Origin of the sequence: Haloprofundus marisrubri (assembly GCF_001469955.1) — an archaeon.
Taxonomy (GTDB): Archaea; Halobacteriota; Halobacteria; order Halobacteriales; family Haloferacaceae; genus Haloprofundus; species Haloprofundus marisrubri.
On record NZ_LOPU01000016.1, the window covers coordinates 284,750 to 307,462 of the forward strand.

The 22,713-nt window shown below is 64.1% G+C and carries 15 protein-coding genes and 1 pseudogene; 4 read left to right on the forward strand and 12 right to left on the reverse strand.

Annotated features, from left to right (window positions below):
- Positions 1-9: 9 nt before the first annotated feature.
- The 4 genes from AUR64_RS04480 to AUR64_RS04495 all read right to left on the reverse strand — a co-directional run bounded on the left by AUR64_RS04480 (position 10) and on the right by AUR64_RS04495 (position 5,757).
- Positions 10-2,154, reverse strand: coding sequence for an alpha-amylase family glycosyl hydrolase (locus AUR64_RS04480; protein ID WP_058580733.1), 2,145 nt, complete (start codon positions 2,152-2,154; stop codon positions 10-12).
- A 175-nt stretch (positions 2,155-2,329) separates the two neighbouring features.
- On the reverse strand, positions 2,330-3,478 hold the full coding sequence (locus AUR64_RS04485) for a sugar ABC transporter permease (RefSeq protein ID WP_058580734.1): 1,149 nt from the start codon (positions 3,476-3,478) through the stop codon (positions 2,330-2,332).
- On the reverse strand, positions 3,475-4,440 hold the full coding sequence (locus AUR64_RS04490; protein WP_058580735.1) for a carbohydrate ABC transporter permease: 966 nt from the start codon (positions 4,438-4,440) through the stop codon (positions 3,475-3,477). The genes AUR64_RS04485 and AUR64_RS04490 overlap by 4 nt, the downstream gene beginning before the upstream one ends.
- Before the next feature lie 12 nt (positions 4,441-4,452).
- Entirely contained in the window at positions 4,453-5,757 is a 1,305-nt protein-coding gene (locus AUR64_RS04495) for an extracellular solute-binding protein (protein ID WP_058580736.1), read from the reverse strand.
- A gap of 245 nt (positions 5,758-6,002) precedes the next feature.
- Between AUR64_RS04495 and AUR64_RS04500 the strand changes: the two genes are divergently transcribed.
- On the forward strand, positions 6,003-7,130 hold the full coding sequence (locus tag AUR64_RS04500; RefSeq protein WP_058580737.1) for an ABC transporter ATP-binding protein: 1,128 nt from the start codon (positions 6,003-6,005) through the stop codon (positions 7,128-7,130).
- A gap of 142 nt (positions 7,131-7,272) precedes the next feature.
- Here the strand turns inward: AUR64_RS04500 and AUR64_RS04505 are convergent, their stop codons facing one another.
- Positions 7,273-9,342 carry a hypothetical protein gene (locus AUR64_RS04505; RefSeq protein ID WP_058580738.1) on the reverse strand — a complete coding sequence of 690 codons (2,070 nt, stop codon included), beginning with the start codon at positions 9,340-9,342 and terminating at the stop codon, positions 7,273-7,275.
- A 104-nt stretch (positions 9,343-9,446) separates the two neighbouring features.
- Here AUR64_RS04505 and AUR64_RS04510 point away from each other — a divergent pair, with 104 nt between their 5' ends.
- Both AUR64_RS04510 and AUR64_RS04515 read left to right on the forward strand, forming a co-directional pair.
- Entirely contained in the window at positions 9,447-11,606 is a 2,160-nt protein-coding gene (locus tag AUR64_RS04510) for an alpha-amylase family glycosyl hydrolase (protein ID WP_058580739.1), read from the forward strand.
- Between the two features lie 142 nt (positions 11,607-11,748).
- Positions 11,749-12,822 carry a TrmB family transcriptional regulator gene (locus tag AUR64_RS04515; RefSeq protein WP_058580740.1) on the forward strand — a complete coding sequence of 358 codons (1,074 nt, stop codon included), beginning with the start codon at positions 11,749-11,751 and terminating at the stop codon, positions 12,820-12,822.
- Positions 12,823-12,856: 34 nt separating this feature from the next.
- Here AUR64_RS04515 and AUR64_RS04520 read toward each other — a convergent pair whose 3' ends face one another.
- The 6 genes from AUR64_RS04520 to AUR64_RS04545 all read right to left on the reverse strand — a co-directional run bounded on the left by AUR64_RS04520 (position 12,857) and on the right by AUR64_RS04545 (position 19,453).
- Positions 12,857-13,537, reverse strand: a complete 681-nt coding sequence (locus AUR64_RS04520) for a LysE family translocator (RefSeq protein WP_058580741.1) — start codon at positions 13,535-13,537, stop codon at positions 12,857-12,859.
- A gap of 34 nt (positions 13,538-13,571) precedes the next feature.
- Positions 13,572-14,147, reverse strand: coding sequence for an NAD(P)/FAD-dependent oxidoreductase (locus AUR64_RS04525; RefSeq protein WP_058580742.1), 576 nt, complete (start codon positions 14,145-14,147; stop codon positions 13,572-13,574).
- A gap of 102 nt (positions 14,148-14,249) precedes the next feature.
- A complete protein-coding gene (locus tag AUR64_RS04530; RefSeq protein ID WP_058580743.1) occupies positions 14,250-14,915 on the reverse strand; it encodes a DedA family protein in 666 nt (221 codons plus the stop codon).
- A 155-nt stretch (positions 14,916-15,070) separates the two neighbouring features.
- A complete protein-coding gene (locus AUR64_RS04535; RefSeq protein ID WP_058580744.1) occupies positions 15,071-15,985 on the reverse strand; it encodes a serine/threonine-protein kinase RIO2 in 915 nt (304 codons plus the stop codon).
- Between the two features lie 148 nt (positions 15,986-16,133).
- Positions 16,134-17,195, reverse strand: a complete 1,062-nt coding sequence (locus tag AUR64_RS04540) for a phosphotransferase family protein (protein ID WP_058580745.1) — start codon at positions 17,193-17,195, stop codon at positions 16,134-16,136.
- An 83-nt stretch (positions 17,196-17,278) separates the two neighbouring features.
- Positions 17,279-19,453, reverse strand: a complete 2,175-nt coding sequence (locus tag AUR64_RS04545; protein WP_058580746.1) for a universal stress protein — start codon at positions 19,451-19,453, stop codon at positions 17,279-17,281.
- 416 nt (positions 19,454-19,869) lie between these two features.
- Here AUR64_RS04545 and AUR64_RS04550 point away from each other — a divergent pair.
- Positions 19,870-21,921: pseudogene (locus AUR64_RS04550) on the forward strand (AAA family ATPase); the annotation flags it as partial.
- Positions 21,922-22,122: 201 nt separating this feature from the next.
- Here the strand turns inward: AUR64_RS04550 and AUR64_RS04555 are convergent.
- Positions 22,123-22,587, reverse strand: coding sequence for a DUF1269 domain-containing protein (locus tag AUR64_RS04555; RefSeq protein ID WP_205628374.1), 465 nt, complete (start codon positions 22,585-22,587; stop codon positions 22,123-22,125).
- Positions 22,588-22,713: the final 126 nt, after the last annotated feature.

Sequence of the window (22,713 nt, forward strand, 5' to 3'; positions counted from 1 at the left end):
TGCTCTCGCTTACGCCTGCCAGTCGCCGACGTACTCGCCAGTCGAGTCGACCGGAGCGGTGTACTGCCGGTTCGACCCCGACTCCCAGGTGACGTTACCGCTGCCGTCGATTTTCACGAACTTGAACTCCACCGTCGCGCCCGCGGGGAGGTTCACGTCGTAGTACCACGTCGGGTACTGGTAGACGACCTGATTGAAGAACGACCCCACCGCTCGGTCGGTGTTCCAGTCGCCCAACTCGTGGACGCTGCCGACGACGTAGACGTTCTCACCGCTCACCGTCTCGGCGTTGTTGACGACGAATCTCACGGAGACTTGGTCGCCGCTGAGTACTTCGTAGCCTTCGAACGCGCCGCTCTGGGCGCCGTCGGCGTCGGTGACGGTCACGTCGTAGTAGCCCCCTGAAACCGAGGGGACGGTCGCCTCAATCTGTGTGTCGGACCACGAGACGACCGAGGCGTTCGTCGACCCGAACTGCACGGAACCGGCAGTGCTGCCGAAGCCCTCGCCGCTTATCGTCACGGTGTTGCCGGGTTGGCCCATCGTCGGCCCGACGTGGCCCAGCGTCGGTTCGGTTGTGTTGCCGCTGTACTCCCAGACGCAGACCGTCTGCGGACCGAGCGAGAACTCGTCTATCGACCCGTCGGCGTTGACCGTGGTCGAAAAGCCGCTCAGGAGACCGCCGAGCGCGTCGGAGTACGACCCTTCCGGGAGCGCCGTGTAGACGCCCGACACGTCGTACCAGTCGAGACTGCGGTTGATGGCGACCAACACGACGTTGTCGCCGAACTCACGCTCGTAGACGAACACGTCGCTGTTTATCCAGCGCTGTTCGGTGTCGCCGAAGGCGAGCGCCGCGTTCGATTTTCTGAGTGGGGCGAGCGTCTGGATTACTTCATATGCCGTCGTCGTGGTGTCGAACGACGGCATCGGCTTGCGGTTGTTCGGGTCGTTGCCGCCGGTGAGATACTGCTCCGTGCCGTAGTAGACGGTGGGCGTCCCGCGGGAGGTCAGAAGCACCGCCAGCGCCATATCCGTGTTCCGCGTGTCGCCGCCGGCGACGGTGAACCGTTCCATGTCGTGGTTGTCGATAAAGGGCACTTGGTCGACGACTTGGTCGTGTTCGCTAGCAGTCTCCTGCAGCACCGACCAGAAGCCGTTCCAGTCGTCGCTGAAGTCCCGGAGAACTTGCCGAATCTCTTGCCCGAAGCGGAAGTCGAGCAGGCTCATCCCGCTGTCGTTCGAAAAGTCGTAGTAGCGCTGGTTGTACTGGTCCGCGCCGAGGAACCACTCGCCGAAGGTGAACACCGGGCGGTGGTCGTAGATGGTGTCCATCAGCGTCTTCTGCCACTTCGGCGCCATGTGGGCGACGGCGTCGACGCGGAGGCCGTCGATACCGGTGTCGAGCCACTGCTTGATGGCGTCTTTCAGATACTGGTCGATGTACGCCTCTTGGTGGTCGAAGTCGGCGAGGTTGTACAGGTTCCGGTAGATTTGGTCCTCGTAACTGGAGTAGTCGGTGCCGCCGTTGTGGTGGAAGTAGCTGTTGGGGTCGTCGCTGTAGGCGGCGGCGTACTGGTCGTCGTCGTAGAGGACGCCGTCTTCGAGTTCGCCGTCCGCCGTCGACGGCGAGGTGTGGTTCGGCACGAAGTCGATAACGACTTTGATGCCGTTGGCGTGGGCGGTGTCGACGAGGTTCTGGAACGTCTCCATATCCCCGAAGAAGGGATTCGGGTCCTCGAAGTCGCGCGCCCAGTAGCCGTGGTACGACGCGCCGCTGTCGGAGTCGACTTCGGTGATGTTCTCGAACGGCGGCGAAATCCAGACGGCGGAGACGCCCATGTTGGTGAGGTAGCCGTCCTCGATTTTGTCGATGATACCCTGCCAGTCACCGCCGCAGTACCGCCGGAGGTTCGAGCAGTCGCTGCTGTACAGTTCGCCGCTTGGGTTGTTCGAGCTGTCGCCGTCGTTGAAGCGGTCAGAGACGATTTGGTAGATGACGTCGTCGGTGAAGTCCACCGGACTCCACGTTGCGGCCATCGTCGTCGACTGCTGCGTCGTGTACGACAGCTCTGCGTTGGCGCTGCCCGCACCCGCAGCGCCGATGGCTCCGAGTCCGATTCCTTTCAGTAGATTTCTGCGATTGAGTTTCATCTGGGAATCTCTGTTGAACAATCACTACAGACTTGCACATAAATATTCCTTACAAATTCTGACAAAACTATCTTCGAAAACGAATAACACATCACCAGCAAGCTGCGCAAAAAGCGCCGCAGGGAGCTCCGAGGCCGTACTAACTCTGGAAAAACCGAACGGTGTGGGTGTCCGCTTACCCTTCCATGCCGCTGAACGACAGGCCACCTTCGATGTAGCGCTGTGCGAACAGATAGACGAGCATGATGGGCGTCGCAAACGTAAGCGCGAACGCGGAGAACCGCGCCCACGGGATAGAGTACTCGCTGATGAGCGAGTACAGACCCACCGGCAGGGTGTAGTTGTCGGTCCCTAGGAGCGTCTGTGCGACGACGAACTCCGTCCATCCGGTCAGGAACGTGAAGATGAACACCGTCGCCAGTCCCGCCGCCGACAGCGGCAGGATAACTTCGGTGACGACGCGCCACGGCGGCGCACCGTCGACGACGGCGGCTTCCTCGTAGGATACGGGGATGCCGTCCATGTACGTCTTCAGCAACCACGTGTTGAACGGCACCGCAGTCGCCGCGTAGTAGACGGCGAGTGCGAGTTTGTTGTCGTTGATGCCGAGTTGGACGTACACCGCGTACAGACCGATGAGCAGCGCGATACCGAGGCCACCGCCGACCTGCGTCAACAGCACGTAGAGGAACAGAATCTTCCGGCGGAAGATAAACTCACGGCGCGAGAGCGCGTACGACGCCGGGATGATGAGACACATCGCCAAGATGACCGTCGGGATGGCGACGGTGAGGCTGTTGGCGAAGAACTGCTTGAACGTCGAGGGGTTCTCGACGGGTCCGACGCCGAAGCCGGGGAACATCTCGATGCCGCCGACGGCGATGCGACCGACCGTTCCCGACTGGATTGCGCTAACGTCCAAGAAGACGAGTTGGGGCGTGTTGAACACGACAGCCAAATCGCTCAGCGGGACGTTCAGGCTGATAGAGTAGCCGGGAACGATGAGGTCACCGATGACCCACAGGAAGGGAACCAGCGACGGCTGTTCGGGCAGCAGTCGAAGCCCACTCGTCGAGTAGATAGAGCCGCCGGTACCCGACAGCGCCGCGATGAGTATCCAGTAGATGGGAAACAGCAGCGCCGAAACCAGCACCAACGCCCCGATGGTCGCACCGACGCTCTTCAGCGGTTGGACGGGCGACATCTCGCCGCGGCGAATCGCACCCGCGGTGTAGCGAGCGTCGCGCGCCGCCTCGATTGGCGTCGTGACGACGTTTCGGGTGTCCTCTTTCAGTTTCCGGCCGATGCCGTCGAAGAGGCTCATGCGTCGCTCACCCCGTCGGCGAGGCGGCCACGCTTGACGTTCAGCCACATGAACGCGCCGATGAAGACGAGCGCGATGATGCTAATCGCCGCCCCGCGACCGTACTCGGCGAACGACAGCGCCTCGCGGTAGCCGTAGACGACGATGAGTTCGTTCTGCCGGGCCGGGCCGCCTTCGTTGAAGACGTACGGGATGAGGAACTGCTGGAACGACGCCGCCGCCGTCAGAATCGAAGCGAACAGCACGGGCTTCTTGACCGAGGGTAGCGTGACGTGCAGGAACCGTGAGAAGTAGCCTGCGCCGTCGACCATCGCCGCTTCGTGCAGTTCGTCCGGAACGTCCTGCAGCGCGCTCACGGTGATGATGACCATGAACGGGTACGCCAGCCACGCCTCCGTGATATTGTAGGCGAGAAACGCCATCCAGCGGTTGCTCAGCCACGAGACCGTGCCGAGGCCGAGCGAACTCAGTACCTGATTTGCCAACCCGAACTGCGCGGAACTGAAGATGCCCCGCCAGACGGTGATGGTGAAGATGGCCGGCAGCCCCATCGGGAGGATGATGAGCGAGCGCATGATGCGCTTGCCACGGACCCGGTCGCCGGTGACGACGAGCGCGATACCGAGGCTCAGCGCGATTTTGAGCGTAACGCTCGTCGCGACGAACAGCCACGTCACCCCGAACGAGTTCCAGAACGTCGGGTCGGTCAGTACGTCGATGTAGTTTTCGATGCCGATGAACGTCGCCTCTCCGAACGTTAGAACCGATAGCGCACCCTCGCCGGCGAACAAGTTCGACGGTGCCGCGTCGGTAAACGAGATACCGATGAGGTACAGTATCGGGAACAGCATGAACGCCGAGAATATGAACAGTCCCGGCAGAACGAAGAGAAGCGACGCGTCCCGCTTGTCGAGGAACGGAACGTCCTCGACCCGTTGCGCAACGCGTGAAACGGTGCTCATTGTTCGACGTGATTACTCCCAGTTACTGCGGATTTCCTCTGCGGCCGTCTTCATCGCCTGTTCGACGCTCTGGCCGTTGAAGCCTTTCGTGAGTGCGGCTTTCACGGGGTCCCACACCTGATTCATCATCGGGTCTGCGGGCATCGGGTAGCCCTGTGCGACGGCGTTGGAGAACCCTTGGACGTTCGCGGGGAGGTCGCCGCCTTCGGCGACGCTCTTGAGAACGGGGATGCTGCCGGTCTCTTCGGCGGCCTGCTGCTGGATGTCCTCGTTGGTGACGTACCACTCGATGAACTCCTGAGCGGCGGCGGTGCCGGCGTCGTCGTTCTCCATGCTTTTCGAGAAGTACCAGAGCGTGATTCCGGTGTACGGTCGTGGCTCGCCACCCTCCGGTTTGGGGAGTTTGACGACTTCGTAGTTGACGCCCTTCTCGTTGAGCGTGTTGAGATACCACGGGCCGTTGATGGCGAAGGCGGCGTTGCCCTCGGCGAACGCCGACGCCTGTGGTTCGTACGCCGGGTCGTTCGGCATGTACGGCACGAAGTTGTCGACGGCGAACTGGATACCACGGATGGTCTCTTGGTTGTCGACACCGAGCATATCCTCTTTCGAGGAGTCGAAGTAGTAGCCGCCGAAGGCGTGTGCCCACGCACTCAGGAAGTACGGGTCGGCAAAGGGCATCCCCATGCCGTACTTGTTGTTACCGGGGTCGTGGAACTCGTCCATCACCGACTGCATGTCGGCGACGGTCTCGGGCGCTTCGTCGACGATGTCGGTGTTGTAGACGAGTGCGACGGTCTCTGCGGTGTGGGGCAGACCGACGACGTTGCCGTCGAACTGCGCTGCTTCGGCGGCCGTTCCGGTGAACTGGTCGAGGTTGACGTTCAGCGAGTCGCCACGGCCGACGATGAAGCCACGGTCGAGGTAGTCGCCCGCCAGGTCGTGCGCCCACTCGAACGTTTTCGGACCCTGACCGGCCGGGATGGCGCTGGTCGTCTTCTTGCGCATATCCGAGATGTCCGCACCCTCGATGGTGTGCTTGGACTCGTTGTTGAACGCCTCGATGTTCTCCTCACGCGTCGGCAGTTCCGTGTCCGAGAGCGCGTACCACGCTTTTGCGGTGCCGGCCGGACCGGACGACTCCGTGCTGTCGGAGCCGCTCTCGTTACCGCTGCCGCCGCTGCTCCCGCCGCCGTTACTGTCGCCGCCGGAGGAGTCCGTCTCGCCCTGTTCCTGCACACCGACACAACCCGCGAGCGCGCCGATTCCGCCGGCGACGCCGAGGTTTTTCAGTAAGGTTCTGCGGTCCATTGTCATGGATGAATATGAGAGGAATAAGTAGTTCAAACCTTAAATCTTCGGATGTCCTGCGATTGTTAACACAATCGTTATATACGGGATAGGGAGCCTGAAAGTCGATAATATGGCAATTTGCGCGTCTCCAATGAGAGAACTAATATGTCGCTCAGTTGCCTACACTGAGAATATACTACGAAATTATGCGTCACAGATTTCGATTCGAGAGTAAGAACTATACCGTCGGCTCTCTACTCGTGGAGACAATGGGAACTGTAACGCTCGATAATCTCAGAAAGGAGTTCGACAACGGCCAAATCGTCGCCGTCGACGACGTCTCCCTCGACGTCGCGGACGGCGAGTTCATCACCGTCGTCGGTCCCTCGGGGTGTGGGAAATCGACGACGCTGCGGATGCTCGCCGGGTTGGAACAACCGACCTCGGGTCGCATCTCCATCGGCGACGAGGACGTGACGAACGTCCACGCCCGCAAGCGTGACGTGGCGATGGTGTTCCAGAACTACGCGCTCTACCCGCACAAGACGGTGAGACAGAACATGGCGTTCGGCCTTCGGATGAGTACTGACCTCTCGAAGGACGAACGACACGAACGCGTCCGCGAGACGGCGGAGATGATGGGCATCGAAGACCTGCTCGACGACCGCCCGAACGAACTCTCCGGCGGCCAGAAACAGCGCGTCGCCCTCGGCCGCGCCATCGTCCGCGAACCCGACGTGTTCCTCTTCGACGAACCGCTGTCGAACTTGGACGCCAAGCTCCGGACGACGATGCGCACCGAGATTCAACGTCTCCAAAACGACCTCGCAACCACCTCCATCTACGTCACCCACGACCAGGAGGAGGCGATGACGATGGGCGACCGTATCGTCATCCTGAAAGACGGCAAACTCCAGCAGGTCGGCGCGCCGAAGGAAGTGTACCAGAACCCCGCCAACGCGTTCGTCGGCGGGTTCGTCGGGTCGCCGTCGATGAACTTCATCGAGGTTCACGCGAGCGTCTCCGGCAACAGCATCCGTCTCGAAGACCAGTCGGGTCGCTTCGACTACCGCCTCGACGGGGCCGACTACCCGAGTATCTCCGACGGCGACCGACTCTCGTTCGGCATCCGACCGGAGGACGTCTACGTCGCCGACGCCGGCAACGGCATCGAGACGACTGTCGAAGTCATCGAACCCATCGGCAGCGACAACTACCTCTACTTGGACCTCGCGCCGGACTTCATCGCCCGCGTCGACTCCAGCATCGAACCCGAACCCGACGACACCGTCGCCATCACGTTCGACGAGAGCGACATCCACCTCTTCGACGGCAGCACCGGCGAGTCGCTGGCGTACCGAGAGCAGACGGAGACGGTCACGACTCCGTCGGCGTAACTCCGAGAGTTCGAGACCACTCGCAGTTCAGTTCTCTTCGTTTTCGAGATGGTAAAAACGGAACCTGTCGTAGCCGTGCTGTTCGACAGCACCCGTCGTTGCGACGTTCTTGCGACGTTCGGCTAGCGAACGTACCCGTCGTTCAGTCGGCGAGCGTCGCTGCCCGCGCGGACACTTCGATACCGAGTTCGTCCGCCAGCGCAACCGTCGCCAGTCGGAGCGCGTGCGGCCACCCCAGCGGCGTCGCGCTGTCGGGCGTGCCGTCGTCGAACACCTGCTCGGGCAGGTAGCCCGTCTCCATACAGAGCGGTCCGTCCGGGAGGACGAGAGACAGCAACTCGCCGGTCTGCTCTTCGAACGCCGCTGCGCGACTGTCGCCTTCGTCGCCGAGCAGCGCCGCGGTCGATGCAGCGGCGTGTGCGCCCCACGCCGTCGAGACGGACCAAATCTTCTCGTGGCCTTGCCAACGCTGTCGCCAGCCGTCGCCCTCGTAGCGGACGAGGCCACGTACCTCGCTCTCGTCGGAGTCCGACCAGAGACCCTCGACGGTGTTCTCGACGTGCGAGACGAGACGGTCGAGTCGCTTCTCGTCTACTTCACCGACGCGGGCGTACTGTCGGTGTGCGGCCGCCAGCGCCAGCGTCGCCGAGTCGTATCGGGGGTCGAGTTCGCCCGCCCCGAACCCTTCTGCCTCGTCGGCTTCCTCGCACTCGCGGAGCGCGTAGATGTCGCGGTCGTCGACCCAGAGGTCGTCGAGCGCGTCGTAGATGCGGTCGGCCTGCTCTTTCGCGTGCGCCGTCGTCTCCGCGTCGAGGTCGGCGTCGGCGACGGCGGCGTACGCTTCGAGGAACGTCGCCGCGGTGTGGCTGAACCGGCCGTTCGCGTCTTCCCACGCGTTCTGGCAGGCGATGGGGCGACCGTCGGCGGCGAGCGTATCGTCGAGGCCGTCGAGGGCGTCGTCGAGCGCCGCCACCACTTCTTCGCGGAGGTCGGCGTCCACGTCGTCGACGACCGACGCGAGGAACGTCACGACGCTACCGGTCTGGTCGGCCTGGTAGTCGAGGCCGTCGCCCGCTTCGAGGCGGCCGTTCGCCCATCCGGGCGCGAGCGTGCCGTCGCGGGGCCAGACACGGTGCGGCCACGTGCCGTCGCGCTGTTGGGTGAGCAGGTACGCTCGGGCGCTACGGTCGGCCCACGAATCGAGGTCCAGACCCACGTAGTCGGCGGCCTCGTCGACGAACAGCGAAATCTCGGCGTCGTCACGGAACCACGTGTAGCCGTATCCGCCCGAATGAGCGTAGTAGGGGTCGAAGTCGGGGCCGGCGATGCGGAGGCCGGTCTCCGCCGAGAGCAGTTGGAGCACGCGGACGTCCGCCGCCACCGCCTCGGGGTTCGGCGCGTCGTCGGGAACCGACAGTGTCTCGGCTTCCGCGCTTCGGCGGAGCGAGTCGGCATCGGCGAACGCGGTCGTGAGTTCGTCCAGTCGGCCGAGTGCGGCCTCGCGGTTCGTCGTATGGTCGTCGGTGAGCAGCGTCACGAGCGTCGTACTACCGGATTCGAGGGGAAGGAACGCGACGAGGTCACCGCTGAGGCGGTCCTCCTCGTAGCGGTTCTCCGAAACCGGGCGAGGGAGGTCGACGGCCGTCTCGCCGAGCACCTCGTCGAAGCGCGCCGGAACCTGTCCGTGGAGGTCCGAAAAGCCGGTCGCACTGCCGACGAAGTCGTGTTCGGTCGTGTGGTACAGTTCGACGGCGTCCTCGTGGCGGAGTTGCCCGATTCGCGTGTCCTGAGCGTTCGGCGCGAGACCGACGTAGGCGACGAGTTCGACGTCTCGCTCGTCGTCGCCCTCAAGTTCGATATGTGTCGCGTGCGCGTCGTCGACGGTGAGGTCGTACTGGGAGAGCGTTCCGACCGGCGTCTCACGCTCGGTGACGACGAGCGCCGTTCCCTCGTGATACGTCTGCGAGACGGTGTCGTCGGCGTCGAACCAGTGAACGTCGTCGTCGACGCGGAGACCGAGGCGACTCCGGTCGATGCCGTTGCGCCCGGTCAGCGGGTAGCCGAAGTCCCGAAGCGACCCGTCGCGTTCGACGTGGACGAGTCGGCCGCCGAACCCGGAGAACAGCCCCGTGGTCGACCGGCGTTCGCCCGGGAATCGCGTGTCGTGACCCTCGTGTCGTTTGTAGTCGTCGAGGGCGTCGCGGAGTTGCATTGAGAGTGTGACGCCGCGCCGGGGTAATAACTCTTGGTGTAATTGTTGTTCATAGTTTTCGGCCGAAGCGCAACAGTGATACTGTCTCACTCGTCTCCCCTTGTATGCATCATCCCGGTCCGCCGCGCTTCGTCTCGGTCGGTGAATCCGTCGAACTCGCCCCCAGAACCCCCGACCCGACGGGGTCGTACCGCTGGTCGGTCGCCGCTGCGCCCGAGGAGAGCTCCTTCGACGCGGGTGCGAGTATCCCCGTCGGCACGCCCGCTGGCTACCCGGCGTCGGATGTCGACGAGAAGGCTGAGAGCGACGAGACCGGTCCCGTCGTCCACTTCCATCCGGACGTTCCCGGCGCGTACACCGTCGAACTCGACGCGCCCGACGGCACTCACGAACTGACCGTTCGCGCGTTCCCCGACGAACGACACGCCGCGCAGTTCTCCGTCGCTGCCGAGGAACTGCCCGTCGATGAATCGAAACTCGACGATACCCCGATTTCGGTCAGCGGGCCGTTCAACCACCACCTGATGGCGACGAAGCGCCCGCGCCGCGTCGGCGACGACTACGTGCTCGACGTCCAGTTGCTGCCGGGCGAGCACACCGCCGCCTTCTCCGTCGAGGACGACCTCGCGGAGGGCGTCCGAACCAGCGTCGAGGTCGAGGGACCGGGTCGACCCCGAATCCGACTCGACGCCACCGTCGAAGACGACGAGGTTGTCGTCACCGCGACGCCGAAAGCCGCCCCCGACAGCGAGTTTTCGGACGCCGACCTGCCAGTCGAGTTCTACCTCGACGGCCGCGACGAACTCGGCGAGACGGATGTGACAATCGACGGCCGCGAACTCCGCGTGGCGGCCGACGCACTCTCCGACCGCGCCCGTATCCACGCCGTTACCGCGGGCGAACGTCGTAGTATCGGCGACACCGTCGTTCTCGACGCAACGGGTTCGGACTCCGTCGCGGTCACCCGCCCGAACGACCCGCCGGCGTGGGCCGAGACGCCGACGGTGTACGAGATTTTCGTCCGTTCCTTCGCGGGCGAGACGCTGCCGACGACGTTCGGCGAAATCGAGCGCCGCGTCGAGTATCTCCAGTCACTGGACGTCGACTGCCTCTGGTTGACGCCCGTTCTCGCCAGTCCGACCACCCACGGCTACCACATCACCGACTACCTCGACACCGCCTCCGACCTCGGGTCGCGCGCGGCGTTCGAATCACTCGTCGACCGCTGTCACGACGCGGGCATCAAGGTCGTCTTCGACCTCGTCATCAACCACACTTCGCGGGACCACCCAGCGTTTCAGATGCACGCCGCCGGCGTCGACGAGTACGCCGACCACTTCCGCCGGGTCGACGGCGACCGGAACGTCGTCGACACCGACTGGGCCAGTCTCCGAGACGGCGAGGACGTTCCCGAGTACTACTTCAACTGGTCGCGCATCCCCAACGTGAACTACGACTCGCTTTCCGTTCGCTCCTGGATGCTCGACGTGGTCGACGAGTGGGCGGGCGTCGTCGACGGCTTCCGCTGCGACGTGGCGTGGGGCGTTTCCCACGCCTTCTGGAAGGAGGTCCGTGACCGCGCGCCCGACGACTTCCTGCTCCTCGACGAGACTATCCCGCGGGACGCCGCCTACCACGAGGGCGAGTTCCACATGCACTACGACACGACGCTGTACGAGACGCTACGAGACATCGGTGAGGGCGAGAAACCCGCCGACGCCGTCCTCGACGCCCTCGACGACGCGACGTGGGCCGGATTCCCCGACTCCGCGGTCCACCTCCGCTACGTCGAAAATCACGACGAGGACCGCTACATCGACGAGTGCGACGAGGCGTCGCTGCGCGCGGCCGCCGCGGCGACGTTCACCGTCCCCGGCGCACCGATGATTTACTACGGACAGGAACGCGGCGTCCCCGAACAGCGCGGCCCGATGCGCTGGCACGACGGCGACGCCGACCTGACCGCGTTCCACCGCGCGCTCACGTCGCTTCGCGCCGAGACGCCGACGCTCCGTGAGGGGAGCGTCGAAGCGGTCGACTACGACGTCGTCACCGGCGACGGGAAGGCCGACGCCGACGCGGTGACCGCCTACGCGCGCGAAGACGAGAACGGCCGTTACGTCGTCGTTCTCAACTTCTCCGACGACCCGGCGACGGTATCGCTGGGCGAGAACGTCGAATCGACGGACCTGCTGTCGGGTGAGGCTGTCGTCGCCGGCAACGACCTCGATGTCGTCGACGCCGTCGTGCTTCGCACGGCGTAATCGGACAGTCCGCTCGCTCTCGGTCTTCGTTCTGCTATCGTTCCACGAACGCGCTCGATTTCGTGCGCTCGCTGCAGAAATCCGTTCTCTCGCGGCGATTCTATCACCGAGTCTTAAGTACCCCACCGGGATTTATACACGTATGGACGACGCCGCACTCGGAAACGTGCTCCAACAGTTCGGGCTTTCCGACAAGGAGATAGACACGTACCTCACGCTCTTGGAACACGGTGAGGCGAAGGCGAGCACCGTCGCCGACGCCGCCGGCGTCTCGAAACGCTACGTCTACAGCATCAGCGAGAAACTCGAAGACCGCGGGTTCGTCTCGGTGAACGACCACGTGGTGCCGACGACGATTCGGGCGAACCCGCCCGAGGAGGTCATCGAATCGCTGACGGAGAACATCGAGACGATGCGCCCGGCGTTGGAGGCACGCTACTCGCAGGTCGCCCCCGAGACCGAGCGGTTCGAGGTCATCAAATCGCGCGTAACAGTGCTCAAACGGATTCGTTCGCTCATCGACGACGCCGACGAGGAGGTGACGCTGTCGCTTCCGGCGGCGAACCTGAACGAAGTCGCAGATTCGCTTCGCGCCGCCGTCGACCGTGGCGTCCTCGTGTTGCTCGTCGTCGCCGACGCCGACAGCACACTTCAGACGGAACTTGATGGCGTCGCCAGCGTCGCCCGCGCGTGGACCGAACCGATGCCGACGATGCTCACCGCCGACCAGCGTGTCGGCCTCGTCGCGCCGACCGAGATGATAACCCGGTCGAACAGCGGCGCGCGCGCCATCTCCTTTACCGAACCCCGTCTCGGCCCGGTTATCGTCGGGTCGTTTCTCGGCAACTACTGGCCGATGGCCCAACAGGTGTACGTCGCCGAACCGGTGTCGCTGCCGGCGACGTACACGAACTTCCGCCACGCCGTGTTCCAGACGACGCTTCACCTCCGCGCGAACACCCCGCTTCGGGCGCGAATCCGCGGCCGGCGCACTCGCGGCCGCAACGGCTCAGACGAACTCGTCGGCCACGTCGTCGACGTGCGACAGGGACTCGCCGCGCCCTCGAACAACTCCTTTCCCGTCGAGAACACGCTCGTCGTCGAGACGAGCGAGGGACTGGTCACCGTCGGCGGCGGCGGCGCGTTCGTCGAAGACGTCGAAGCCGAGAGCGTGACGCTCGAACGCGCGGAGATTCGAGAGAGCGACGACGAATAGCACCCTTTCGACGACTCTCCGGTCGTCTCGCTTCTCAGCCGTTCGACTCGACGAGCAACGACCCGCCGAGTGCGAGCAACGCACCGCCGCTGAGCCACCGAAACAGTCGACTGCTCCCGTCGCCGCCGAACGTCTCACCGACTCGCGTCGCAAACAGCGCGACGCTGCCGAGGTACACGAGCGTCAGCACGGCGTACACCGTACCGAGCGTCGCCAACTGTCCCGCGGTTCCGCTACCGTCGACGAACTGCGGCAGAAAGGCTAAAAAGAACAGCGCAACCTTGGGATTCGAGACGTTGACGACGACGCCGCGAAGAAAGCCGCTCCGTCTGGGTGCCGAGGCGGTGGGCTCTCGGGAGTCGTCGACGCCGCCGCCGTTCTCGACGGGCCCTGTCTCGACACGACTCTTTATCCCCGATTTTTCGGCGTTCCCGCCTCGAAGCGTCTGGACGCCGAGGTAGACGAGATACGCCGCGCCGAGATACTTCACCAGTCGGAACGCGAGCGCCGACTCCCGGAGGAGAATCGACAGCCCAGCGGCCGCCGCGGCGGTGTGGACGAGAACGCCGACGCTCACACCGGCGGCCGCCGCGACGCCGACGCGCCGTCGACTCCCGGTCGACTGCGTCAACACGTAAATCGTGTCGGGGCCGGGGGCGAGAATCAGCGCGAGCGACGCGGGAACGAACGCGGCGAGCGTCTCGGGACCGACCATCGTCGAGACGTGCGCCGCCGACTCACTTAGTCGTCTACGCTTCTTCGTCGCGCAGCGGCGGCACGTCGTCGGGCACGTCGAAGTCGTGGTAGTGTTCGCCTTTCTCCTTCGAGAGGATGTCCAGCGCCGCCGCGGCACCGTCGCCCGCCGAGATGACCGCCTGCCACTCTTGGTCGCGGACCATCGCGCCCGTCGCGTACGCGCCCTCGATGCTCGTCTCCATGCTCAGGTCGACGTCGACGGTGTCGTTGTCGTTTTTCTCACAGCCGAGTTCCTCGGCGAGGTCTTTCTTCGCACCCGTCGCGAACACGACGTAGCGGGCCTCGTGGTCGCCGTCGTCGGTCGTGACGGTGAAGCCGTCGTCGGTGGATTCGACGCCGGTCACCTGCTGCTCTCTGAGTTCCGCGCCGCGGTCTTCGGTCTGCCCGCGCGCAATCGTCATGAACTCGTCGCCGCCGAGGCTCCGAATCCCGAGGTAGTTGAACAGATGAGCCTTGTGCATCCACGTCTCGTCGGTGTCGAAGACGACGGTGTCGAGGCCGTTTTTCGCGGCGAACAGCGCCGCGCTCAATCCTGCCGGACCGCCGCCGATGACTGCTACATCCGTCATAGAGCGTACTACGGACTCGTGCCTCATAACGGTTGACCAGGCGGTCAATCTGACTGGTCGCCCGCGTCGGACATTAGACACCGGACGCCGACCCGGAGTCACTCATCGGGTCCCGTCGACACGGCTTCTGACGACTCGCCATCCACCGACAGCAGCGACGCTGACGACGACGGCGACGAGTATCGCAGCCACTGGATTCGCACTCGCCACGTCGAGCAAGCGGTCGAACTGCGTACCAAGAATCTCGCTGGCGACGTGGTACACCGACTGCTGGCGGCCGTAGTAGACGACGGCGGCGACGGCGGCGTTGAACACCAACCCGCCGACGGTGGAGTAGACGAGGAACTTCCACATCGCCATGCCCGCGAATCCGGCGGGCAACGAAATGACAGAGCGGAGTACGGGCAGCAACCGCCCCCACAGCACGGAACTCTCGCCCCACTTCTCGAACCACCGGCTAGCAAATTCGAGTCGCCGTTCGGAGACGTTCACCCTGCCACCGTGGGCTTCGAGCGCCTCGTGGCCCTTCTCGCCGAAAAAGCGGTATGCGACGACGCTCCCGACGGTCACCCCGGCCGTGGTCGCGGCGACGAACAGCGCGAACGAACTCGGCCCCGAGACGAGCAGCCCCGCCGCGACGGGAAGGACGACTTCGCTCGGCAGGAGCGGAAACAGCATCGACGACTCCAGAAACGTGAAGACGAAGATGGCGAGATACCCGTACTGCGCCACGAGGTCCAACGCCGTCTGGGTGAGTCCGGAAGGCACATCCGACTGTACGCGAGCCGAGTGTATCGTTCTTGTCGCCGGCGTAGTTCGCTCGCGTGGACACCCGATGAGCCGTGATAGTGGACTCGACCCGCATGTCGGCACCCGTGTGCCGCGTATCGGTGGATTCCGTATTTTGTATCGCAGCAACTAGTTTACGACTCGCTGTACTCGCGCACCGTCTCGAACGACCCGTCGGCGATAGCCCCCGCGACGGCCGCGATATCGACCGATTCGGGCATCGGCTGCGGGTACTTTCGCTTGAAGTAGCCGACGAGGTTTCGCACGTCGCGTTCGAGGAACTCCGCGGCGTTGTCGTGGTCGGTGTCGACCGCCTGCGGCCAGTCGAAGATGGTGATACCGTCTTCGCTAACCGAGACGTTGTACTCGCTCATGTCCGCGTGGACGTAGCCGCGGCCGTAGGTGACGACGAGTTCGCGCAAGACGAGGTCGAGCACGCCGACGGCCTGCCCGTCCGGAAGCTTCGCACGCGCGAGTTCCACGCCCGGCAGTTTTTCCATCACGACGGCGTGGCGGTTCTGGTCGACCGGTCGGGGAACCGAGACGCTGGGGTAGAGGTCGTGAAGTACGTCGTGTTCGCGTTCGGCGGCTTTTCGGGCGGTGTAGAGCCAGGAGACGTGGTGGTTGTCCGAGGTGTAATCGCGTTCGCGGTTCACCTCGCGAAAGTTGGTGTAGCCCTCGCGGTGGTACTTCAGCGCCAGCGGTTTGTACGACTGTACTTCGTACACGTCGCTCTCCTTGCCGACGCCCAGCGGTGCGCCGATTCCCTCGACGCTGTCGCGTTCGGCGAACGCCCGCAACGCCAAGGCGTCGTACCCCTCGAACGTGAGGCGGTAGCCCTCGTACTGGATGGTCTGTTTCTCGACGAGGTCTCGTCGCATACACCGGTCGAGGCGGTAGTCGACCTCCTCGGCGGTGAGTCCCGAGTAGTCGGGTAACTTCTCGCGGTTGACCCACTTCCCGAAACGCATCCCCTGTTCGACACCCGAGAGGAGATAGAAGTCCTCGGGTTCGAGGTCCACCATCACGCCCGCGATGTTCTTCACCATACCTTCCGGTGGGGTGTCGTCGCCTAAAAGGGCCACGTGTCGCCGGATTTCGTTCTGGTAAACTCTTGATTGCGATACAAAAAATCCCATATCGACCGACGAACGTCTGCGTCGGTGCCGACTCTACTGACGGGTCTCCACTGGCCTACTACTCTACGAGCGCTCGCACGTCATCTCGAATACGCTCTATCACCGCCAGTTCGCGTTCTTCGGGCAGGTCGAGGTGGTGAAAGTCGTTCATGATTCGGACCAGCGCCAGCGCCTCGTACAGCGGTTCGGGCGTCGCAACTGTCTCGGCGCGGTCCGGTGCAGTCGACCGATAACCGGCGAGCATCGCGTTCCGGACCAGCGGACGACGGTCGGTGACGTCGGATAGACCGGCGAGAAACGCGCCGCCGTAGAGGTAGACGGCGAACTCGAAGTCGAACGCCGCCGGCACTGCGAGCGTGTACCCCCAGTCGAGTATCGCCGTCACTTCGCCCGTCTTCGCGTCGACGAGGAGGTTGTGGAGGCCGTGGTCGTTGCGTCCCAAGATGGGGTCGAAGGGGCCTTCCAGCCTGTCGATACCCGCGTCGAACCATCGTCTCAGTTCGGGTGTCAACTCGGAAAAGCGAGAGTCGGCGTGGCGCTCGAGTTCGCTGTCGACGCGTTCGCGCAGATACGTCGGCCAACTCTCGCGGGGCGTTCCGACGGTCAATGTCGCCGGGTCGTCTCCGGGGTGGCCGCCGGTCAGTTCTGGTCCGACGTGGCGGACGTGACCGAAGCTTTCGACCACCGGAACGCCGTGCAGTTCGGCCAGATACGCCCCCATCTCCCGGGCGAATCGCTGGAGTGCGTCGTCGTCGAACCGAACGATGTGTTCGTACGAAGTGGCGTCGCCGCGAACTGCACTCATGAGGTAGTACGGCGTCGGATGCGTCTCGTGGTCGTCGACGACGCCGAGCACTTCCGGAACAGGTATCGACGTCTGCGCGGCGAGGACGGCCTGTAGTCGTGACTCGGTCGGGATAGCCCACGCCTGCCCGTCGGGAGAACACTTCAAGTATCGCGCCCGTTCGACGCCGTCGCGCTCGACCACGAGTCTATACACCGAACAGAACCCGCGTTCGACGGCCGTCGACTCCCGAAGTTCCCACTCTGGTGTCGTCTCGTGAACCATCGCTTCGAGCGTCGGCCCCGAAATCTCGCGGGACTCGGGAATCTCGTCCATGGTCGGAGTGTCGTATCAAGCAACAGGATTCTTCCGGTAGTGTGACAGCCGATACCGAAGGGAGTCGCTGACTCCAGCCCCGACTAGAACGTCACCCGTTCGAGCATCCGACGAGCGAACGGCGGCCGGCGCGACTCGCGCGGGTAGACGGTGACGGTGGTGCACCCCGGACTCGGGAACACCGGTCGCTCGTCGAACAGTGCGTCTCGAACCCTGTCGTCGGCACCGCGGCGTACCAACAGGTCGGGGCGAGACGGTTGCCCGCCGTCGGTTCGAATCGACTCGGCGCGAACCGGAACGGAGAGCATCTCCGAGAGTTCGGACTGGTACTCGGTTATCGTTCGTCTGTGCTCGTCGGTGCTGCGGTCGGCGGGATACCACAGCGAGATGCCGCCGCCGTTCGACGCGGCGACGGCCTCGGCGACGTTCACCGCCAGCGGCGAGTACGGCCCGCTGTCCTCGGAGAGAACTATCCGCTTGGGGTTGTCGTAGCCGAGGTTATCGACGAGCAGCACGTCACAGGGCGCGTGTCGGACGACCCAGTCTATCGGGTCGCCGACCAGCCGAGACCGAAGTCGAAGCGGTTCGTGTTCGGCGACTATCGAGTCGACCCCGCGGTTGGCGGCGAAGTTGACGACGGCGTGCTTCGTGTCGTGGCTGACGATTTCGTCGGCTTCGACGTCGACGCCGAACTCCTCAGAGAGCGCCTCCGTCCGCGTCTCGAAGGAGATGTCCGAGGACGACTGCACCGTCGCGTCCTCCGTCAACGGCGCTTGGTCGGGTATCTCCTCGAAGCGGACGGCAACGACGCGGCCGTCGTCGGGACGGACGAGGTCGGCGGCCAGCGCGACGAGCGCGTGTTCGCGGGCTTCGTCCGCGTTCTTCGTGAGCGCGACGAGCACTTCACGCGGGTTCTCCGACAGACTCGACTCGACTTCCGTGAGCGCGTCCCTGCCGACCTGCCGTCGAATCGCGTCCGTCGCTGCGCCTTCGCGGCTCACCCGTGGCCGGACGTAGAGGAAGTACCAGCCGACGCTTGCGACCGTGATGAGTACGGCCCCGGCGAGCGCGATGGTTCCCATCTGCGTGAGCAGCAGTACGCCGGTGATAGTGCCGAAAATCTGGACCCACGGATACAGCGGTGAGGTGAACTCGGGGTCGTACTCGGCACTGCCCTCCCGGAAGGCGACGACGGCGAGATTTATCATCGCAAACACCATGATTTGGAAGGCGCTGGCGAGTTTTGCGATATCCAGAATGGGGACGAACGCGATGAGAACCAAAAGCACCGCGCCGGTGAGCGTAATCGAGTTGACGGGCGTTCCGAGTCGGTCACTGACCGCCGACAGCGACGGCGGTGCCAACTTGTCTCGGCTCATCGCAAAGGGATAGCGCGACGAGGAGAGAATCCCCGCGTTCGCCGTCGAGATGAGCGCGAGGATGGCCGCGAGGATAACCGCCACCACGCCGACCTGACCGAGCGTCTGTTCGGCAGCGACGGCGACGGGCGTGAGCGACCCGGCGACGCTTCCGGGGTCGGTGACGCCGACCAGCACTGCCACGATAGCGACGTACAGCACGGTCGTGAACGCGAGCGACCCGAGGATGCCGAGCGGAATGTTCCGACCGGGGTTCTCGACTTCCTCGGCGACGCTTGCGACCTTGGTCACACCCGCGTACGAGACGAACACGAGTCCGGTCGCAGCCAACAGGCCGCCGATGCCGGCGTCGAAGAAGTTGGCGTAGTTCGCAGACTGGACGCTGGGGGCGCTCCCGGCGGTGAACCAGCCGAGCGCCGCCAGCATGACGACGACGATGACGACTTGGAGTCGGCCGGTCTGTTTCGCACCGACGACGTTCACGAGGATGAGCACCGCTGCGAGGCCCAGTGCGACCGGTTTCAGCGGGAGGTCGAACAACAAGAGGAGATACGGGACGCCGCCGACGAGCGCGAGTGCACCCTTGAACGAGAGCGAGAACCACGTGCCGACACCGGCGATGGTGCCGAGCAGCGGACCCATGCCGCGTTCGATGTAGATGTACGTCCCGCCCGCTTCGGGCATCGCCGTCGCCATCTCCGACTTCGACAGCGCCGCTGGCACGACGAGCAATCCGGCCAGCGCGTAGGCGACGATGACGGCTGGGCCGGCGATTTCGAGCGCGAGCGCCGGGAGGATGAAGATGCCGCTGCCAATCATCGCGCCGATGCTGATAGCGAGAACGGAGAGCAGACCGAGGTCGCGTTCTAACTCTTTCATCGCTCACCCACGGCGGCGTCGCAGGACAGTACCACGATACGGTGACCAGCGGAGACACGAGAGGATACCGCCGTGTCGCCGGTGGGTCGGCAATCTCCTTGGAGTTCGTTCGAGGTCATGAATTGTGAACCGATATCGGTCGCCGAACCGAGTTGGCGACCGGTTGCTATCGCCGAATAGATACTGAAAACGCATAAACAAGCCGGTTTGATTCTCGATTCGGGAAGTAAAACCGTTACATTTCTCGTATCGTTATCGGAGATTCGTCGGTCTTCACGCTCTAGGCGTTTTTTGGTTGACACAAACTGTCGACACGACCGACGCTCGACGCGGCTAACGCTGACCCGACGGGTGCTCGGCCGTCGTCGAGTGAGACGTGGGAGCACACTTATTCCGACACTCCTCCTCGTCGGACTGTGCAATTCGTTGCGAAGACGCTCGATTTCAACCTCGCGGCCCGCGGCTACGCGGCTATCTCGCCCGCTGCGCTCCGACGCAGTTCGTTTGATGACGGTGACGTTATCCGACTGTCGACCGCCTCCGGGTCGAAAGCGTACGCACGGGTGACGCGAAGCACCTACGAGGACGACGACCGACTCCCCGTGGTCGGCATCGACCACTACCTCCGGGACTTGCTGGGCATCGAGTTCGGTGACCGCGTCACCGTCGACGACGTTTCGGTTGCTCGCGCCGACAGCGTCACGGTCCGTCTGCCGACGGTCGTCAACCTCGCCGGCGACCAAGCCGCGGTCGTCAAACCCCGTCTCGTCGGCCGACCGCTCGTCGAAGGAACTCCCGTCGCACTCGCACTCGATATCGACGACGGCGACGCCGAACAGCATCTGCCGATTCGCCCGACCGAACTCTACCCCGCTGGACCGGTCGTGGTCACCGAAGAGACGGAAGTCGAGGTGGCGCAGGACCTCGAACTCTGGGACGTTCGACACACCCCCGACGCGTCGACGAAGTCGCTTGAGGAGGTGGGAGGACTGGACGCCGAACTCGAACAGATGCGCGAACTCGTCGGCCTCCCCATCGAACACCGCGACCTGTTCGACCGTCTCGGCGTCGAAGCACCCTCGGGACTGCTGTTACACGGGCCACCGGGAACCGGCAAGACGCTCATGGCGACAGCGCTCGTCACCGAGATGGAGACGACGCTCGTCCACCTCAACGGCTCGGAACTCGCCGGTCCGATGCGCAGCGTCGCCGCCGACGCCCTCCGTGAGGCGTTCGAGGAGGCGCGGGCCGAATCTCCCTCGGTGGTCTTCATCGACGAAATCGACGCTATCGCCCGCAAGCGCGACGACAGACGGGCGAGACCCACCGAGAGTCAACTGCTCCCGCAACTGCTGACGCATCTCGACGACCTCAGCGGCCGCGACGACGTGGTCGTTCTCGCGGCGACGAATCGCCTCGACGACCTCGATTCGGCGCTTCGTCGCGGCGGGCGGTTCGACCGCGAACTCGAAATCGGCGTTCCGGACCGCTCGGGCCGGCGCGCGATTTTAGACATCCACACCCGCGAGATTCCGCTGGCCGAAGACGTAGCACTCGACGACTACGCCGCTCGAACCCACGGGTTCGTCGGCGCGGACCTCCGGACACTCGTCGTCGAAGCGGGGATGCACGCCGCCCAGCGCATCGACAGACAGTTCGACCTCTCGACGGTGTCGGCGGCCGCGGCGTTGCCGACAGCGGACCTCGTCGTCACCGTCGACGACTTCGACCACGCGCTCACACAGGTCGAACCGTCGGCGATGCGCGAAATCGCCGTCGAAGTGCCGACCGTCGGGTGGGACGACGTCGGCGGCCTCCACGACGTGAAGCAACGACTCCGCGAGTCCATCCAGTGGCCGCTGAACCACGGGTCGACCTATCGGCAGTTGGACATCGAACCCGCCGCGGGTGTGCTCCTGTACGGGCCACCCGGGACCGGCAAAACGCTGTTGGCGCGTGCCGTCGCCAGCGAGACGCACTGTAACTTCATCTCCGTGAAGGGGCCCGAACTGATGAACCGCTGGGTCGGCGAATCCGAGCGCAACGTCCGTGAACTGTTCGAGAAGGCGCGGACGCACGCTCCCTGTGTCCTGTTCTTCGACGAGATAGACGCCATTGCGGGCCAACGCGGGGCCTCCGCGGGTAGTTCGGGCGTCACCGACCGCGTCGTCTCCCAACTACTGACCGAACTCGACGGCATCGACCCGCTCGAACACGTCAGCATCGTCGCGGCGACGAACCGTCGCAACCTCATCGACGAGGCGTTGCTCCGGCCGGGGCGTCTCGACTACCAACTCGAAGTCGGCCTGCCCGACGCCGAGGCCCGCCGAAAGATATTCGAGATTCACACCGCGGAGAAACCGCTCGCCTCCGACGTTTCGCTCGAAACCTTGGTGGCCGAAACCGAGGGTGCCTCCGGTGCAGAAATCGAAGCCATCTGCCGGGAGGCGGCGCTCGAATCCCTTCGGGCGGCGCTCTCGGATGGCTCGTACACGTTCGACGACGATACCCCGCCGGTAGTGAGAAACAGAGAGTTCGACGCGGCGCTCGAAACGACGCTCGAGCGCTGACGGCGAGACGTGTCTCGCCGACGAAACGCCCGTAAGAATCGCGCCGTTCGAACCTCTCATCTCCAAAATCGTTGCGGTGGGTGGCGATTCGTGCTTCGGCTACCCTGAGACACCTTCTGCGGCGAACAGTTCCTTGAGATTGTCCTCGTCGTCCGGCGAGAGGTTGGTCTCGATGATGTCGAACTCGAACTCGTCCATCTCGTCTTTGATGCGTTCGACCTGTGCGTCCCGTGCGAGCAGGAACAGTGCGGAGTGCCCGGGTTCGATGCTCTCGCTGACTTCTTCGATGAACTCGTCGTCGACGCCGATGTCGCTGAACTTCCCGCCGAGTGCTCCCGAGGCGGCACCGACGGCGGCGCCGAGCCACGGCATCCAAAACAGCGTCCCGATGAGCAGGCCCCAGAACGCGCCGCCGAGCGCACCTGCGCCGACGAGGCTGTGCGCCTGCTTGACGTTCACTTTCCCGTTCTCGTTGCGCTGGACGACTGCTGCGTCCTCCAACGTAATCAGCTCCCGTTTCTGGAGTTGGTACAACTTCTCTCTGGCCGCCTCAGCGCCGTCGATATCGTCGAACGACAGCACGACTAGTGAACTCATGTGAATTCACGAGTTCGTACAGTTACATATCAGATAAGCTTAATTAACGGGGATAGGAGTGTCCCGGCTACCCGAACGTCTGTGGGCTCGGAC

Excerpts from the sequence above, each read along its gene's own strand:
- AUR64_RS04535 (WP_058580744.1), bottom strand. The coding sequence starts at position 15,985 with ATGGTGAAGAACATCGCGGGCGTGATGGTGGACCTCGAACCCGAGGAC.
- AUR64_RS04500 (WP_058580737.1), top strand. The coding sequence starts at position 6,003 with ATGGGAACTGTAACGCTCGATAATCTCAGAAAGGAGTTCGACAACGGC.
- AUR64_RS04495 (WP_058580736.1), bottom strand. The coding sequence starts at position 5,757 with ATGACAATGGACCGCAGAACCTTACTGAAAAACCTCGGCGTCGCCGGC.
- AUR64_RS04510 (WP_058580739.1), top strand. The coding sequence starts at position 9,447 with ATGCATCATCCCGGTCCGCCGCGCTTCGTCTCGGTCGGTGAATCCGTC.
- AUR64_RS04520 (WP_058580741.1), bottom strand. The coding sequence starts at position 13,537 with ATGGTCGGTCCCGAGACGCTCGCCGCGTTCGTTCCCGCGTCGCTCGCG.
- AUR64_RS04505 (WP_058580738.1), bottom strand. The coding sequence starts at position 9,342 with ATGCAACTCCGCGACGCCCTCGACGACTACAAACGACACGAGGGTCAC.
- AUR64_RS04485 (WP_058580734.1), bottom strand. The coding sequence starts at position 3,478 with ATGAGCCTCTTCGACGGCATCGGCCGGAAACTGAAAGAGGACACCCGA.
- AUR64_RS04545 (WP_058580746.1), bottom strand. The coding sequence starts at position 19,453 with ATGAAAGAGTTAGAACGCGACCTCGGTCTGCTCTCCGTTCTCGCTATC.
- AUR64_RS04490 (WP_058580735.1), bottom strand. The coding sequence starts at position 4,440 with ATGAGCACCGTTTCACGCGTTGCGCAACGGGTCGAGGACGTTCCGTTC.
- AUR64_RS04525 (WP_058580742.1), bottom strand. The coding sequence starts at position 14,147 with ATGACGGATGTAGCAGTCATCGGCGGCGGTCCGGCAGGATTGAGCGCG.
- AUR64_RS04480 (WP_058580733.1), bottom strand. The coding sequence starts at position 2,154 with ATGAAACTCAATCGCAGAAATCTACTGAAAGGAATCGGACTCGGAGCC.
- AUR64_RS04540 (WP_058580745.1), bottom strand. The coding sequence starts at position 17,195 with ATGGACGAGATTCCCGAGTCCCGCGAGATTTCGGGGCCGACGCTCGAA.
- AUR64_RS04515 (WP_058580740.1), top strand. The coding sequence starts at position 11,749 with ATGGACGACGCCGCACTCGGAAACGTGCTCCAACAGTTCGGGCTTTCC.